General features: G+C 71.7%; 11 protein-coding genes. 6 read left to right on the forward strand and 5 right to left on the reverse strand.

The window, feature by feature from the left end; translation table 11 throughout:
* Positions 1-65: 65 nt before the first annotated feature.
* From lpdA to IW245_RS16895, 3 genes are all read right to left on the reverse strand, one after another.
* Positions 66-1,466 carry a dihydrolipoyl dehydrogenase gene (lpdA, locus tag IW245_RS16885; protein ID WP_197004129.1) on the reverse strand — a complete coding sequence of 467 codons (1,401 nt, stop codon included), beginning with the start codon at positions 1,464-1,466 and terminating at the stop codon, positions 66-68.
* Between the two features lie 122 nt (positions 1,467-1,588).
* Positions 1,589-2,629, reverse strand: a complete 1,041-nt coding sequence (locus tag IW245_RS16890) for a family 2 encapsulin nanocompartment cargo protein polyprenyl transferase (protein WP_197004130.1) — start codon at positions 2,627-2,629, stop codon at positions 1,589-1,591.
* 120 nt (positions 2,630-2,749) lie between these two features.
* Positions 2,750-4,153 (reverse strand): family 2B encapsulin nanocompartment shell protein, encoded by a 1,404-nt coding sequence (locus IW245_RS16895; RefSeq protein ID WP_197008549.1) that lies wholly within the window; start codon positions 4,151-4,153, stop codon positions 2,750-2,752.
* Positions 4,154-4,427: 274 nt separating this feature from the next.
* On the opposite strand from IW245_RS16895, the gene IW245_RS16900 reads away from it, so the two are divergent.
* The 4 genes from IW245_RS16900 to IW245_RS16915 all read left to right on the forward strand — a co-directional run bounded on the left by IW245_RS16900 (position 4,428) and on the right by IW245_RS16915 (position 9,983).
* On the forward strand, positions 4,428-5,621 hold the full coding sequence (locus IW245_RS16900; protein WP_197004131.1) for an MFS transporter: 1,194 nt from the start codon (positions 4,428-4,430) through the stop codon (positions 5,619-5,621).
* Positions 5,622-5,671: 50 nt separating this feature from the next.
* A complete protein-coding gene (polX, locus tag IW245_RS16905; RefSeq protein ID WP_197004132.1) occupies positions 5,672-7,393 on the forward strand; it encodes a DNA polymerase/3'-5' exonuclease PolX in 1,722 nt (573 codons plus the stop codon).
* 64 nt (positions 7,394-7,457) lie between these two features.
* A complete protein-coding gene (locus IW245_RS16910) occupies positions 7,458-8,279 on the forward strand; it encodes a methyltransferase domain-containing protein (protein WP_231398835.1) in 822 nt (273 codons plus the stop codon).
* A 72-nt stretch (positions 8,280-8,351) separates the two neighbouring features.
* Entirely contained in the window at positions 8,352-9,983 is a 1,632-nt protein-coding gene (locus tag IW245_RS16915) for a catalase (protein ID WP_197004134.1), read from the forward strand.
* A 117-nt stretch (positions 9,984-10,100) separates the two neighbouring features.
* On the opposite strand, the gene IW245_RS16920 is transcribed toward IW245_RS16915, so the two are convergent.
* Complete coding sequence (locus tag IW245_RS16920; RefSeq protein WP_197004135.1) at positions 10,101-11,696, reverse strand: discoidin domain-containing protein; 1,596 nt, start codon at positions 11,694-11,696, stop codon at positions 10,101-10,103.
* 173 nt (positions 11,697-11,869) lie between these two features.
* Between IW245_RS16920 and IW245_RS16925 the strand changes: the two genes are divergently transcribed.
* On the forward strand, positions 11,870-12,829 hold the full coding sequence (locus IW245_RS16925; RefSeq protein ID WP_197004136.1) for a helix-turn-helix transcriptional regulator: 960 nt from the start codon (positions 11,870-11,872) through the stop codon (positions 12,827-12,829).
* A 36-nt stretch (positions 12,830-12,865) separates the two neighbouring features.
* Here the strand turns inward: IW245_RS16925 and IW245_RS16930 are convergent, their stop codons facing one another.
* Positions 12,866-14,842 (reverse strand): APC family permease, encoded by a 1,977-nt coding sequence (locus tag IW245_RS16930; protein ID WP_197004137.1) that lies wholly within the window; start codon positions 14,840-14,842, stop codon positions 12,866-12,868.
* A gap of 128 nt (positions 14,843-14,970) precedes the next feature.
* Here IW245_RS16930 and IW245_RS16935 point away from each other — a divergent pair, with 128 nt between their 5' ends.
* Positions 14,971-16,140, forward strand: a complete 1,170-nt coding sequence (locus IW245_RS16935) for a GNAT family N-acetyltransferase (protein ID WP_197004138.1) — start codon at positions 14,971-14,973, stop codon at positions 16,138-16,140.
* The last annotated feature ends 79 nt before the right edge of the window (positions 16,141-16,219 follow it).

Raw genomic sequence — 16,219 nt, forward strand, 5'->3', positions numbered from 1 at the left:
GTGGTGCGACCGAACGGCTACGGCGCGGCGGCACGGTGCGACAGCACCGTGCCGCCCCACCCCACTCACATATTGATCATGTGCCCCGCGAGACCGTGGATGGCCTCCTTGACCGCCTCGCCCAGCGTCGGGTGCGCGTGGATGTTGCGCCCCAGCTCGTGCACCGTGAGGTCCCACTGCTGCGCCAGGGTCAGCTCCGGCAGCAGCTCCGTCACCTCGGGCCCGATCAGGTGCGCGCCGAGCAGCTCGCCGTATTTTCCGTCCGAGATGAGCTTCACGAACCCGACCGCCTCGCCGAGGCCGTGCGCCTTGGCGTTCGCGGTGAACGGGAACTTCGCCACCTGGACGTCGAACCCCTTCTCGCGGGCCTGCGCCTCGGTCCAGCCGAAGCTGGCGATCTGCGGCTGGCAGTACGTGGCCCGGGGGACCATCACGAAGTCGATCTCCATGGTCTCCGCGTTCGCGATGGTCTCCACGGCGACCATGGCCATCGCCTCGGCGGCGTGCGCGAGCATCAGCTTGGCCGTGACGTCGCCGATGGCGAAGATGTGCGGCACGTTGGTCCGGCCCCGGCCGTCGACGTCGATCGCGCCGCGCTCGGTCAGCGCGACCCCGGTGGTCTCCAGGCCGTACCCGGTGACCCGGGGTGCGAAGCCGATCGCCTGGAGCACCTTGTCCGCCTCGAGTACCTGCGAGACGCCGTCCCTGGACACGGTCACCCGGACCTTGGCGCCGGAGTCGTCGATCGACTCGACCCGGGTCGAGGTGTGCACCGTGATGCCGAGCTTGCGGTAGCGCTTGGCCAGCTCGGCGGACACCTCGACGTCCTCGAGCGGTACGAGCCGGTCCAGGAACTCCACGATCGTGACGTCGACGCCGTAGGAGCGCAGCACGTAGGCGAACTCGACGCCGATCGCGCCGGCCCCGGCGATCACGATGCTGCCGGGCAGGTCGGACGAGAGGATCTGCTCCTCGTAGGTGACGACGCGCTCGCTGAGCGAGGTGCCCGGCAGGAGGCGGGTGGTCGCGCCGGCCGCGATGACACAGTGCCCGAAGGTGACCGTCTCGGTGCCGCCCGCGGACATGGCGACCTGCAGGGTGTGGTCGTCGGTGAAGGTGCCCCGGCCGTCGTACTGCGTGATCTTGTTCTTCTTCATCAGGTAGTGGATGCCCTTGACCCGGCCGTCGGCGACCTGCCGGCTGCGGGTGTAGGCGGCACCGTAGTCGATGTTCACCTTGCCCTCGACCGTGATGCCGAACTTCTCCGCCTCGTGGGTGAAGATCTGGGCCAGCTCGGCGTTGCGGAGCAGTGCCTTGGACGGGATGCAGCCGACGTTCAGGCAGACACCGCCCCAGTACTTCTCCTCCACGACAGCCACGGACAGGCCGAGCTGGGTGGCGCGGACCGCTGCGGTGTACCCGCCCGGCCCCGCGCCCAGGACCACGACGTCGAAATGTGCGCTCATGGACCCGATCCTGCCAGGCGGCGGCGCGGCGGGAGGTCGGTGGGCGATGTGAGGTGCGTCCACCGCGTCCCGTACCGGTCCATCGGACAGGCCCGACTCGGGTGGGCCGGGCCCCGGTCCGCTCAGTGGTCCCGCCGGGTGACCAACCGGGCGAGGCCGCCCAACTCGGCCGCGACCCGTTCCGTCGGCCCGGCGGCGGCCAGCCGCTCCAGGGCCCGGCCGAGCAGGTCGTGGGCCTGGTTCTGGCTCCAGGTCCGCGCGCCGGCCCCGTCGATCAGGTCCGCCGCCCTGGCCAGCTCCGCAGTCGACAGCGGGTCCTCGCGCTCGTAGAGGTCCGCGAGCTGGCGGCCCTCCTCGGTACCGGAGGACAGCGCCGCCACCACCGGCAGGGACTTCTTCCGGTTCTGCAGGTCGGAGTAGACGGGCTTGCCGGTGACCGCCGGGTCGCCCCAGATCCCGAGCAGGTCGTCCACGAACTGGAACGCCAGCCCGAGGTGCTGCCCGAACGCCCCGAGGTGCTCGACCTGCTCCGGCCGGCCCCCGCCGAACAGCGCGCCGAGGGCACACGAGGCTCCGAGCAGAGCCGCCGTCTTGCCCTCGGCCATCCGGAGGCACTCGGCCACCTCCACGTCGGCGCGCTGCTCGAAGGCCAGGTCGGCGAACTGGCCCTCGACCAGGTTCTGCACTGCGGCGCTGAGCATCCGCAGCGCCGGCTGGGCCGCGTCGTGCCCGCTGGCGGCGAGCACGTCGAAGGCGCATGTGAGCAGCGCGTCCCCGGCCAGGATCGCCGGCCCGGCCCCGAACACCGTCCACGCGGTGGCCCGGTGCCGGCGGGTGACGTCGCGGTCCATGACGTCGTCGTGCAGCAGGGAGAAGTTGTGCACCAGCTCGACGGCCACCGCCGCCGGGAGCGCCGTGGCCGGGCCGCCACCGACGGCCTCGGCCATCAGGAGCACCAGCGCCGGGCGGATCGCCTTGCCGGCGGCCGCCGTGTCGGGCTCGCCGTACTCGTCGCACCATCCGAAGTGGTACCCGGCGATCCGTCCCATCGAGGGCGGCAGCCCGTCGACCGCGGCCCGCAGCGCGGGGCCCACGGTGTCGCGGCTCCAGCTCAGCACCTCGGGGGCGGAACGCCCGGCGGTCCTCTCATCCACAGTGGTCATCGGGCAGCGACCTCCCTGAGCAGATTTCGTTGTCCGCGGAGTCTCCCACGGGGACCGGGGCGTGTATCGCGATCCGGGGGACGGGTGCCGGCGAACCGCGCCGGCACCGCGACCCCCTCCCTAGGCACGGCCCCGGCCGATCTCGACGTTCTCCAGGATGCCCAGGGCGTCGGGCACGAGGACGGCCACGGAATAGTAGGCGGTGACCAGGTACGAGATGATCGCCTGCTCGCTGATGCCCATGAACCGCACCGACAGGCTCGGCTCGAACTCGTCCGGCAGACCGGTCTGGTGCAGGCCGATGACGCCCTGGTTGGACTCGCCGGTCCGCATCGCGATGATCGAGGTCGTCTTGGTGTCGCTGACCGGGATCTTGTTGCACGGCAGCAGCGGGACCCCGCGCCACGCCGGCACCATGGTGTCGAACAGCGGCACGTTGGTGGGATAGATGCCGCGCGCGGTGCACTCCCGGCCGAACGCCGCGATCGCGCTCGGGTGCGCCAACATGAACTGGGTGTTGCGCCGCCGGCTGAGCAGCTCGTCGAGGTCGTCGGGGGTCGGGGCGCCGGTGCGGGTGTGCAGGCGCTGCTTGAGGTCGGCGTTGTGCAGCAGGCCGAACTCCCGGTTGTTGATCATCTCGTGCTCCTGGCGTTCGCGCAGGGCCTCGACGGTCAGCCGGAGCTGCTGTTCGATCTGGTTCATCGGCTCGTTGTAGAGGTCTGCGACCCGGCTGTGTACCTTGAGCACGGTCTGCGCGACGCTCAGCTCGTACTCGCGGGGGGCCAGTTCGTAGTCGACGAACGTGCCGGGGAGCACGGCCTCGCCGGAGTGGCCGGCCGACATTGCGATCGCCGCCTCGCCGTGCTTGTTCTGCGGCTGCGACGCGCTCTCCAGGTACTCCTCGACCTGGGCGCGCAGCGCCGGCGACTGGGCGGCGACGTCCTCGAAGGCCGCCCGGGACAGGGCCAGAACGGTGCACCTGGTGGCTGCCTTGACGGTGTACTCCCAGATGCCCTGGTCCTCGACGAGCGACTCGTCGCCGAAGTAGTCGCCGTCCGCCTGCATGCCGAGGACGACCTGGCTGCCGTACTCCCCGGCGCCGATCCGGTTGACCTTCCCGTGCGCGATGAGGAACACCTGGTCTGCGACGTGGCCGAACTCGACGATGACGTCGCCGGGCTCGTACTCCTGCTGGGTGAACCTGCCGGCGAGCGCGCCGAGCACGTCGGGGTCCTCGAAGCCGCGCAGCAGGGCCAGCTCGCCGAGCTCCTGCGGGACGACCGTGACGGTCGAGCCGGTGCTGACGAAGGTGACCCGACCGTCGCCGACGGCGTAGGTCAGGCGGCGGTTGACCCGGTAGGCCCCGCCCGCGACCTGCACCCAGGGCAGGACGCGCAGCAGCCACCGCGAGGTGATCTCCTGCATCTGCGGCACGGACTTGGTGGTGGTCGCCAGGTTGCGCGCGGCGGCCGTCGCCAGACTCTGCTGGCGCTGCTCGGCCTCTACACCCGTTCCGGACCCCATCAACGACGTCACGACGCACCACCGATCTCTTTCGAATGGACGGCCGGATTAGGCCAGGAATGTCCCCCAATATCACCGGCATCCCCTGCGCTACCGGCTGTCATCATGCTAGGGACACAGAGAGATCTGGGGCAAGACCCACGTTGATGCGTAAATCGGACACCGGCCACTGATAGAAACCCAGATTTGGTGGTACAGGTGTGACGGGTGTGATTCGGGGCGGTGGAGGACCCACTGACAAAAGATGGCAGTGGTCCCACGGCACAGTGGGCGCATGACGATCACCGCTCCCCCGGCACCCCGCCCGACCGTCCCGGCCACCCGGGCCGAGCGCCTGCTGCTGCCCGCCACGTTCGTGACCAGCCTGGGCAACGGCATCCAGCTCGTCGCGGCGGCCGTCCTGATCTTCACCACCGGGCACAGCACGGTGTCGGTGGGCTGGCTGTTCATCGCGGCCTCTGTCCCGCCCGCGCTGCTGTCGCTGTTCTTCGGCCGGGTCGCCGACCGGCTCGACCGGCGGACGTTGTGCCTGGTGGCCGACCTGACCAGCGCGCTCGCCGCCCTCGCGTTGCCGGCCTGGCTGCTGCTCGGCGGGGAGGCGACGAGGGCGGCGTACCTGGTCACGTTCGTTCTCGCCGTGATCTCCGCGCTGTTCATGCCGGCCAGCAACGCCCTGATCAAGGAGCGGATCGCGCCGGAACGGGTCGGCCGGTTCAGCGCGCACTTCGAGATCGCGACGCAGGCCGGCAACCTGCTGGCGGCGGCGGTCGGCGGGTTCACCATCCAGCTGGTCGGGACGGCCCCGCTGTTCGTGGTCAACGGGGCGACGTTCCTGCTGTCGGCGGCCGGGATGTGGCTGATCGGCCGGGCCCCGGCCCCGGTCCGGGCGGCGGCGGTGTCCGCGCCGCGAGCCGCGGTGACCGGCGTGCCCCTGCTCCGGGTCGGCCTGCTGTACGCCACCTGCACCGTCCTCACCATGGTCAGCAACACCCTGCTCGTCGTGCTCGTCTACCGGGGCTTCCACCGGGGAGCCGGCGTCTACGGCCTGGTCGACGCGCTGGCCGGGATCGGGTTCGTGACCGCCGCGGCGCTGTACCCCCGCGTCGCGTGGCGCGGGCACCTGCCGATCGCCGTGGTCGGGATTCTCGGCTGCTGCGCGCTCGTCGCCGTGGAGCACCTGCACGTGGCGGTGCTGCTGCTCGGCATCCCGTTCGCCGGGGCGCTCGTCGGGCTGGCCCGGGTGGCGACCCGGAGCCTGCTGCTCACGGCCGTGCCGGAGAGCCATGCCGGGCGGGTGTTCGGGGCGACCAACGCCGCCGGGTTGGGGCTCAGCGCCGGGGTGACCGTGCTGGTCGCCGCCGTGTCCGACCGGGTGGGGATCTCCGCGTCGTTCCTGGTGCTGGCCGGGCTGGTCGCGGTCACCGCCGCCGGCACGGCCGCCAGCCTGCGGGGCCGGACCCTCGGATGAGAGGACCGCGTCCGGCGTCCCGAGCCGTCCCGGGGCCCTATGCTGGGCGTATGGCTCGGTCGAACGAGGCCGTCGCCGCGGTGCTGCGCGAGTACGCCGACCTGCTGTCCATCACCGACGGCGAGGCGTTCAAGGCGCGGGCGTACGAGAAGGCCGCGCGCTCGGTCAGCGGGTACCCGAAAGACGTCTCGACCCTCGACGGCGCGCAACTGCGGCAGATCCCGCAGGTCGGCTCCTCGATCGCGGACAAGATCAGCGAGTTCCTACGCACCGGCACCTTGCCCGCCCTGGAGAGGGCCCGCGAACAGATCCCCGCCGGGGTGCGCGAGCTGACCAGGATCCCCGGCCTGGGCCCGAAGAAGGCCCGCCAGGTGTACGAGGACCTCGGCGTCACCTCCCTCGCCGAGCTGCGCGCCGCCATCGACGAGGGCAGGCTCGCCGGCCGGCGCGGCTTCGGCGACAAGACGGTGGAGAACATCCTGCACGGCATGGACCTGCTCGCCCACGACTCGGGCCGGACCACTGTCGACGTCGCGACCACCGTGGCCGAGGAGGTCGTGGCGGCGTTGTCGGCCGTGCCCGGCTGCGTCCGGTGTGCCTACGCGGGGTCGCTGCGCCGGATGCGCGAGACGGTCGGGGACGTCGACCTGCTCGCCGTCGCCGAGGACTCCGGCCCGCTGATGGCGGCGTTCGTGGCGTTGCCGCTGGTCGGGGAGGTGATCGCCCACGGGCCGACCAAGACGTCGATCCGCACCACGACCGGGCTGCAGATCGACCTACGGGTGGTGAGGCCGGAGTCCTGGGGCGCGGCGCTGCAGTACTTCACCGGCAGCCAGGGGCACAACATCCGCACCCGGGGGATGGCGGTGCGCGCGGGGCTGAAGCTGTCGGAGTACGGGCTGTTCCGGGTCGAGGACGGTTCACTGGTCGCGTCGGAGACCGAGGAGGACGTGTACGCCGCCCTCGGCCTGCCCTGGATCCCGCCGCCGCTGCGCGAGGACCGGGGCGAGGTCGAGGCGGCGCTGGCCGGGGAGCTGCCGGACCTCGTCACGGCCGCCGACATCCGGGGCGAGTTGCACAGCCACACGGACCTCACCGACGGGGTGGCGTCCCTCACCGAGATGGTCGCGGCGGCCCGGGCCCGGGGCTACGCGTACTTCGCGGTCACCGACCACGCGAAGGACATGCCGATGCAGCGGATGACCGACGAGAAGATGCTCGCCCAGCGGGCCAAGCTCCGGGCGCTCGGCGAGGGCCGGAAGATGACCCTGCTGCACGGCACGGAGCTCAACATCGGGCCCGACGGGGACGTGGACTGGGGGCCGGAGTTCCTCGCCGGGTTCGACGTGTGCGTCGCGTCCGTGCACTCGCACTTCCAGCAGTCGGCGGAGGAGTTGACCCGGCGGTTGGTGCGGGCGTGCGAGAACCCCTATGTGAACGTGATCGGGCATCCCAGTACCCGGCTGCTGGGGCGGCGGCAGGGGATCGAGCCGGACTGGGACGACGTGTTCGCGGCCGCGGCCCGGACCGGTACCGCGATGGAGGTGAACTGCTTCCCCGAGCGGCTCGATCTGCCCGACGAGCTGATCCTGCGGGCGAAGCGGGCCGGTGTGCGGTTCGCGGTGGACACCGACGCGCACGCCGTGACCCACCTGGACAATCTCCGGTACGGGATCGGGACGGCCCAGAGGGGGTGGCTCACCGCGGAGGACGTGGTCAACGCGTGGCCGCTGCGGAAGCTGCGGGCGTTCATCGCGGCGAAGCGCCGCTGACCCGGCGCCCTGGCCAACCGCCGAACCGGCCGGCCGGTTCCCGCACATGCGGGACACTCAGGGCATGACCGAACCAACCAGGCCCTTCGCCCACGTCGACGAGAGCCCCGAGGACGTCCGCAAGGGCATGCTCGACTACCTCGACGCCGCCGCGGCCCACCCGGAGATCCAGCGGGTCCGCGCGGACGCCCTCGAAGCCCTCGCCCCGGCAGCGGGCCAGCGCCTCCTCGACGCCGGCTGCGGCGCCGGCGAGGTCGCCCGGCTGCTGCGCCGCCTCGTCGGCCCGGCGGGCGCGGTCACCGCCCTGGACTTCTCGAAGGAGTACGTCGCGGCCGCCGCCGCCCGGCACGACGGCGACCCGGTCGACTACGTGGTCGGCGACATCACGGCCCTGGACTTCCCCGACGGGCACTTCGACGGGGTGCGCTCCGAGCGGGTGCTGCAACACCTCGACGACCCCGACGCGGCGATCCGGGAGCTGGCCCGGGTGACCCGCCCCGGCGGGACGGTGTGCGTGATCGACACCGACTGGGCCTCGTTGCTGTTCGACGGGGTCGACGAGGCGGTGGTGGACGAGCTGGTCACGACGATCGCCGGTACCGGCCTGTGGCGCAACGCCCGGATGGGCCGGTCGCTGCGGGGCCGGATGGTCCGCGCCGGGCTGCGCGACGTCGACACGCTGCCGGTGACGCTGCGGTTCACGGAGGCCGACAGCGCCGCGTCGGTGCTGCCGCTGGTGAACCGGCGGTTCGCCACCCCGCTGGCGGGGATGCTGCCGGAGCGGCTGGTCACGGCGTTCCACGACACGGTCGACGCGTCGGTGGCCCGGGGCGACTTCCTGGCGGCGTTCACGATGTGGATCACCGTCGGGCATGTTTTTTCGTGATTAGGGGGAATACGGATGGGTAAGGCAACACGATAGGTCGGTAGATACCAGTGGGAAGGACAGCAGACGATCATGACTGACGACGAGCGTCCGGTACTCACCAACCGGCAGGGTCACCCCATCCACGACAACCAGAACCAGCGCACCGTCGGGGCCCGCGGCCCGGCCACGCTGGAGAACTACCAGTTCCTCGAGAAGATCGCCCACTTCGACCGAGAACGCATCCCGGAGCGCGTGGTGCACGCCCGGGGCTTCGTCGCATACGGCTACTTCGAGGCGTACGGCACGATCGGGGATGAACCGGTCGCGAACCTGACCCGGGCGAAGCTCTTCCAGAAGAAGGGCCAACGCACCGACCTGGCGATCCGGTTCTCCACCGTGATCGGCGGCCGGGACTCCTCGGAGGCGGCGCGCGACCCGCGCGGCTTCGCCGTGAAGTTCTACACCGAGGACGGCAACTGGGACCTGGTCGGCAACAACCTGGGCGTGTTCTTCATCCGGGACGCGATCAAGTTCCCCGACGTGATCCACTCGCTGAAGCCCGACCCGCTGACGTTCCGCCAGGAGCCCAACCGGATCTTCGACTTCATGTCCCAGACCCCGGAGAGCATGCACATGCTCGTCAACCTGTTCAGCCCGCGCGGCATCCCCGCCGACTACCGGCACATGCAGGGCTTCGGGGTCAACACGTACAAGTGGGTCAACGCGAGAAACGAGACGGTGCTGGTCAAGTACCACTGGATCCCGAAGGTCGGGGTGTCCAGCATGACCGCCGAGGACGCCGCCGCGGTGCAGGCCGACGACCTCGGGCACGCCTCGCGCGACCTGTGGGAGGCGATCGAGCGCGGCGACTTCCCCGAGTGGGAGCTGCGGGTCCAGGTGATGAGCGACGAGGAGCACCCGGAGCTGGACTTCGACCCGCTGGACGACACGAAGACGTGGCCGGAGAACCTCTTCCCGCCCCGCCCGGTCGGCCGGATGGTGCTGGACCGCACCGTGGACAACGTGTTCGCCGAGAACGAGCAGATCGCGTTCGGCACCGGCGTACTCGTCGACGGGTTGGACTTCTCCGACGACAAGATGCTGGTCGGCCGCACGTTCTCCTACAGCGACACCCAGCGCTACCGGGTGGGCCCGAACTACCAGCAGCTGCCGGTGAACAACGCCAAGCACGCCGACGTGCGCACCAACCAGCGCGACGGATTCATGGCGCACCACGTGGACGGCACCGGCGCCAACCCGCACGTCAACTACGAGCCGTCGATCACGGGCGGCCTGCGGCAGGCCGCCTACCCGACGGCCGACGAGCAGGGCCCCGAGCTGCGCGGCCGCCTCACCCGGGCCCGGATCCCCCGGACGAACGACTACCAGCAGGCCGGCCAGCGCTACCTGCTGATGCAGGACTGGGAACGCGACGACCTGGTGCTCAACCTGGTCGCCCTCCTCGGCCAGTGCGACCGGGAGATCCAGGAACGCATGGTCTGGCACTTCCTGATGGTCGAGAACGACCTGGGCACCCGGGTCGGCGACGGCCTGGGCGTCACCCCGCAGGACGTCGCGGGGCTCCCGCCGCTGGCCACCCAGAACCTGTCCGACGAGGAACGCGAGCGCCTGGCCAACCTGGGCAAGAACCCGCCGCGCGACGTCACCGGCCTGGTGATGACCCACTGCGTCCCCGACGAGCGGCGCACAACCACCGGCTGAAAGATCCAGAACCTCAGACGGCTACGGCGACACCTGCCCCGGCATCCATCGGCGATCCGGGGCAGGACGGCGCACGCCGGGGCCCCGGGCGGCTTCGCCGCCCGGGGCCCCGACCGGTCAGCCGGTGGTGCCGTAGACCTGCATCTCGTAGAGGGAGTAGCCGTAGGCCGTGCCCCGGGCCGTGCCGTTGACCCGGACGTAGCGGCCGGCACCCGTCAGGCCGGTCAGGTCGTCGGTGCCGCCGTTGCCGGTGGTCGTGGAGAACACCGTGGTCCAGGTGCTGCCGTCGGGTGAGGTCTGGATGGTGTACGCCTTGCCGTACGCCGCCTCCCAGCTCAGTTTCACCCGGCTGATCGACGCGGTGGCCCCCAGGTCGACGCGCAGCCACTGCGGGTCGACGCCCTCCTTGCTCGCCCACCGGGCCCCGCTGAGAGCGCCGTCGAACGCCGCGCCCGCCGGGAAGCTCGAGGACTCCACCGAGGACGCCGTCGCCGGCCTGCCCTGCGACAGCAGCACCGGGGTGCCGCCGGTGCCGGCGACCGTCAGCGCGTAGCCGGTCGCGTGGCTGGCCGACGCGGACGTGCCGGTCACCGTGACGGTGCCGGAGGTGGCCGAGGCGGTGGTGGCCACGGTCATCGTCGACGTCCCGCCGGCCGGGACCGACGCGGGGCTGAAGGTCACGGTCGCCCCGGCCGGGGCGGTGGCCGACAGGGTCACGGTCTCCGCCGTCCCGGACACCACCGAGGTGGACACGGTCGAGGTCGTCGAGCCGCCGGCAGTCACCGTGCCCGCCGTCGGGTTCAGGGCGAGGGCGAAGTCGTTGGTGGCCGGGCCGGAGCGGGTGAACACCCACTGGCTGGCGCTACCGGAACAGCTGCCGGCGGTCACGGTGCCGCCCGACTCCCGGAAGCACTTGGCCCCGGTCTGCATGTCCGAGATCGTGAGGTTCGGATTGACCGACCACTGCTGGGTGGGTCCGCCGGTGCACGTCGCCAGCACGATCTTGTTGCTGGAGTTGGCCGCGCACAGGTCACGGATCTGCATGAACGCGCCGTGGAAGGTGAACTGCTGGGTGGCTCCCCCGGTGCACGGCGCGGTCTTGAAGGCGTTCGACGGCGCGTCCATGCACATGCCCGTCGACACGTTCTTGTACTGCCCGACCGACGTGTTCGGCTGCGCCCCGCCGTAGCACGCGCCGGTGGAGGTGTTGAAGATCGGCGTCGCGTCGTAGGGCTCGTCGGCGCCCGGGTTGACCACCACCGGCTCCATCGTGGGCGTGTTGTCGGCGTTGTAGTGGGTGAGCGCGTCCTCGCAGTCGATGGCGTTCATGGCGTTGCCGCCCTTGCCGCCGAGCCACAGGTCGATGTGCCGCAGGTTCGGGCCGCCGTTGGGGCCGTGGCCGCTCCAGTCCGCCGAGCACTCCTGGCAGGAGTCCTCCATGATGAAGTACTTGCGGACCCTGGGCACCCAGACCCGGGTGCCGGCCGCGAGCTCCGAGGTGGACGTCGCGAACGTGATCGGGTCGGCGTAGCTGCCCTTGCCGCCGGCCGTGTCGTGGATCTGCGGGTAGGAGATGTCCCCGCCGGGCGGGGTGTTGTCCCACCAGCCGTAGAAGGTGAGGAAGGTCTGCTGCGTCGTGGCGGCGTGCGCCGGCGTGCCGATGAGCAGGCTGGCCAGCAGGGCCAGCAGGATGAGCCAGGGTGCGCGCTTCATGGGGGCCTCCGTGCGCGGGTGAGGGGTGTCGATGGCAGCGTCGGCCCCCGCGTACCCGGGAGTCAAGGGATCTGACAGGAAACCTGACTATCAATCCGTGGGGCGGAAAGGTCGCCGAGGTGTGCCCGCTATCAGGAAGACTTCGTTCCTAGTTCGCGGGCAGACTGGTGGACATGTTGGAAACCTCGGCGCGGCTGCTGCGCCTGCTCTCGCTGCTGCAGACGACCCGGGACTGGACCGGCTCCGAGCTGGCCGACAAACTCGCGGTCAGCACCCGGACCGTGCGCAACGACGTGGAACGCCTGCGCACGCTCGGCTATCCGGTGCACGCCACCCGGGGCGCGGTCGGCGGGTACCGGCTCGGAGCAGGCGCGGCGCTGCCACCCCTGCTGCTCGACGACGAGGAGGCGGTCGCAGTCACCCTGGGGCTGCGCACGGCGGCCGGCGGGTCCATCGCCGGGATCGAGGAGGCGTCGCTGCGGGCCCTCGCCAAGCTCGAACAGGTGCTGCCGTCCCGGCTGCGGCGGCGGGTGAACGCCGTGGCGGCGTACACGGTGCGGGTGCCCGACGGCGGCACCAGCCCCACGGTGGACTCCGAGGTGCTCGGCACGCTCGCGGCGCTGTGCCGGGACCACGAGCGGCTCCGGTTCGACTACCGCGACCACTCCGGCGCGTCCACCGTGCGGACCGTGGAGCCGTACCGGCTGGTCAACTGGGGGCGGCGCTGGTATCTCGTCGCGTGGGACACCGAGCGCGCCGACTGGCGGACGTTCCGGGTGGACCGGCTCACCCCGCGGATCCCGACCGGGCCGCGCTTCGCGCCCCGCGAGCTGCCGGACGCCGACGTGGCCGCCTACGTGTCGCGCCGGGTGTCGGCGGCCGCGTGGCGGTACCGGGCCCGGGTGCTCGTGCGGGCCCCCGCCGCGGTGGTTGCCGAGCGGATCACGGCGGCCGTCGGGACCGTGGAGGAGGTCGACGCGGACACGTGCGTGCTGGACACGGGGGCCGACGCTGTGGAGACGCTCGGCGTCTACCTCGGCATGCTGGGTGTGGACTTCGAGGTGGACGGGCCACCGGAACTGGTGGCCCACCTGCGCGAACTCGCGGGCCGCTACGGCCGGGCGACCGGGTGAACCGGCCCGGCGGGGTCGCCGCCGGGCCGGTCGGAGTCAGCCGCCGACGTGGATGCCCGGGCGGCGCTCCGGCACCGGCTCCACCGAGCGGATGATCTCCCGCACCACCGGCGCGGTGTCGCCCCGGCCCAGGATCAGGTACCGGAACAGGTGGCCGAGCGGGTTGCCCTCCGCCCACTCGAAGTAGCAGTGCGGCCGGACCCCGGTCGCGTCGCGCAGGGCGAGGAGGATCGCGGCGATCGCGTTCGGGGCGGCGGCGCTGCGGGCGCGGAGGATCCGGTACCCGTCGACCTCGACGCCCTCCACGGCGAGCACGTCGCTGAACTCCGACGGGTCGGAGATGTCGATCTCCAGGAACATCACGTCGGCGTTGCCGGGCACCGGGTTCATGCCGCGCTGCGAGAGCTCCTTCTCCGAGTACTCCGCGTGGTCGCCCGTCTGCCGCCGGTTCGCGATCAGGTTCAGCGCCCCGTCGAACGCGATCGAGTCGGTGACGAACCCCCGGGCGGCGTCGTCGAACTCGATCCGGTCGGCGCGCAGCTCCGTGGTCCGCGACACCCGGGAGATCAGCGAGACCAGGATGATGCCGACGATGAACACCGCGGAGATCGCGATGCCGTCGGGCTTCTCGATCACGTTGGCGACCAGCGCGTACAGCAGCACCAGGGTCAGGACGCCGAAGCCGGCCGTGGCCACGTGCCGCCTGCGCCGCGCCGCGCTGATCGTGACGGCCACGGCCCCGGACACCATCATGGCCAGGATGCCGGTCGCGTACGCCCCGGCCTGCGCGTTGACGTCCGCGCCGAACGCGATGGTGATCCCGACGCTGATCAGCGTGTAGACGATCACGACCGGGCGGACGGCGCGCCCCCACTCCGGCGCCATGCCGTACGCGGGCAGGTAACGGGGCACGATGTTGATCAGGCCGGCCATCGCCGAGGCGCCGGCGAACCACAGGATCAGGATGCTGCTGATGTCGTAGATCGTGCCGAAGGCATTGCCGAGCAGCTCGTGCGCCAGGTAGGCCAGGGCGCGACCGCTGGCCTTGCCGCCCTCCTTGAACTCGTCGGCCGGGATCAGGACCGTGGTGAGGAAGCTCGTCACGATCAGGTACACGCTCATGATCAGGGCGGCGACCGTCAGCAGCTTGCGGGTGTTGCGGATCCGCGACGCGCTCCGCTGCTCCGGGGTCTTCCCGTCGGCGGCGACCAGCGGCATCATGCTCACCCCGGTCTCGAAGCCCGACAGGCCCAGCACGAGCAGCGGGAACGCGATCACGGCCGGCCCGATCAGGCCACCGAACCCGCCCCGGCCGGCGGTGAGCGCGTCGGTCCACGCGGAGAACGTGTGCGGATGCCCGATCATCTCGACCACACCGGCGACGGCGACGGCGGCGTTGAGCAGCAGGTACACCCCGACGAGCGGGATGGCGACCGCGACGGCCTCGTTGAAGCCGAGCAGGAACACCCCGCCGAGGATCAGGAGCAACACGACCGTGATCAGCACGGCGTGCCCGTGCAGGAAGCCCGGCAGATAGGGATTTTCCAGCATGTGCACGGACGCGTCCGCCGAGGACAGCGTGATCGTGATGATCCACGAGGTCGCGACGAAGCCGAGCAGCACGAGGACGAACACCTTGCCCCGCCAGAACGGCAGCAGGTTCTCCAGCATCGCCACCGAACCCTGGCCGTGCGGGCTCTCCTGGGCCACCCTGCGGTACATCGGCAGCATGCCCAGCAGGGTCAGCGCCACGATCAGCAGCGTCGCGAGCGGGGACAGCGCGCCGGCGGCGAGCGCGGCGATGCCGGGCAGGTAGGACAGGGTCGAGAAGTAGTCCACCCCCGTCAGGCACATCACCTTCCACCACGCCTGGGGCGGGGTGTGCGCCTCGCCGGACTCCGGTCCGACCGGGTGCACCCGGTTGCGGAGCAGCCAGCGGACCAGACCGTTCGCCGGCTCGGCCGGTCGCACGGGACTGGGAACGCGCGCCGGGACGGCGTACTCGGTGCTCATGTGCCTCTTCCTCTTCGGGATCTGCGGGACGCAGTGAATCAGGATGCACGATCTGTCCCCGCGACGGGGCCCGGACCACAGTCTTCCGCGTCACACCGTTTCCGGCGGGCGGGTCTAGGCTGGACCCCATGATCATCAGGTCGGTGTCCCCCGAGGAGCGGCCGGCCGTGTCGCTGCCGCTCCAGCAGTACGCGTTCACGGCCAGCCCCGGTCCCGGGTTCCCCTTCGATCCGCGCTACCACCACGAGAACGCCGTGCTGGCCGCCTTCGACGGCGAACGGGCGCTGGCCTGCGCCACCCGGATCCCGATGACCCAGAACGTCCGGGGCCGGGTGCTGGCGATGGCCGGCGTCGCCGGGGTGGCCGCAGCGCCCGACGCCCGCCGGGGCGGCCATGTGCGCGCCCTGGTGGACCGGCACCTCGCCGACGCCGTGGCGGAGGGCTTCGCCGTCAGCGCGCTGTACCCGTTCCGCACCTCGTTCTACGAGCGGTTCGGCTACGTCAGCCTCCCCGAGCCGGCCCGGGTCACCATCGACCCGGCGAGCCTGACCCCGCTGCTGCGCGCCGACCTGCCGGGCGAGGTCACCTGGCACCCGGTCGCCGACGCGTACGACGACGTGCGCGACCTGCACACCCGGCTACAGCGGACCACCCACGGGGTGGCGATGCGGCCGGCCGGCAACGCGGCGTGGGTCCGCGAAGCCAACGAGTCGTGGGCGGCCGTCGCCCGGGTGGCCGGCGAGGTGGTCGGCGCGCTCGTCTACAAGATCACGGGGCATCACGGGGAACTGGCCGGCGGCCCACTGCTCGCCGTCGACCCGCACGCCCGGGCTCTCCTGCTCGGCTTCGCCGCCCGGCACGTCGACCAGATCGACACGGTGACCCTCACCCCGCACCCGGCCGACCGGCCCGAGCTGTGGTCGACCGACATCGCCGTGACCGCCGCCGTCCGGTCCACCCCGACCGACGTGTTCGCCCCGATGGCCCGGGTGCTGTCGGTTCCGGGGCTCGCCGGGATCGACGTGGGGACCGGCGAGGTCACGGTGGCCGTGGACGACCCCTTGACCGGGGGTACCTGGCGGCTGCGCTCCGACGGGGGCACCCTGGCCGTGGCGGCGTCCGACGCCGAACCCGAGGCGGTGCTGACCGGGCACGGGCTGTCCGCGCTGGTCTACGGCGTGCTCGACCCGGCGGAGCTGCCGGTGCGGCGCTTCGCGCCGACGCTGCCGGCCCCGGTCGCCGACCGGTTGCGGGCGCTGTTCCCGCCGGTGACGCCGTGGCTGGTGGAGCCGTTCTGAGCTGACGGGCGGGCGGCGGGTCGGCGTCGGCGTGGCAGTTCCGGCCCGGCGTGGGCCGGCGCGCCGGGTCGGCGGGTGG

Origin of the sequence: Longispora fulva, assembly GCF_015751905.1 — a bacterium.
Classification (GTDB): domain Bacteria; phylum Actinomycetota; class Actinomycetes; order Mycobacteriales; family Micromonosporaceae; genus Longispora; species Longispora fulva.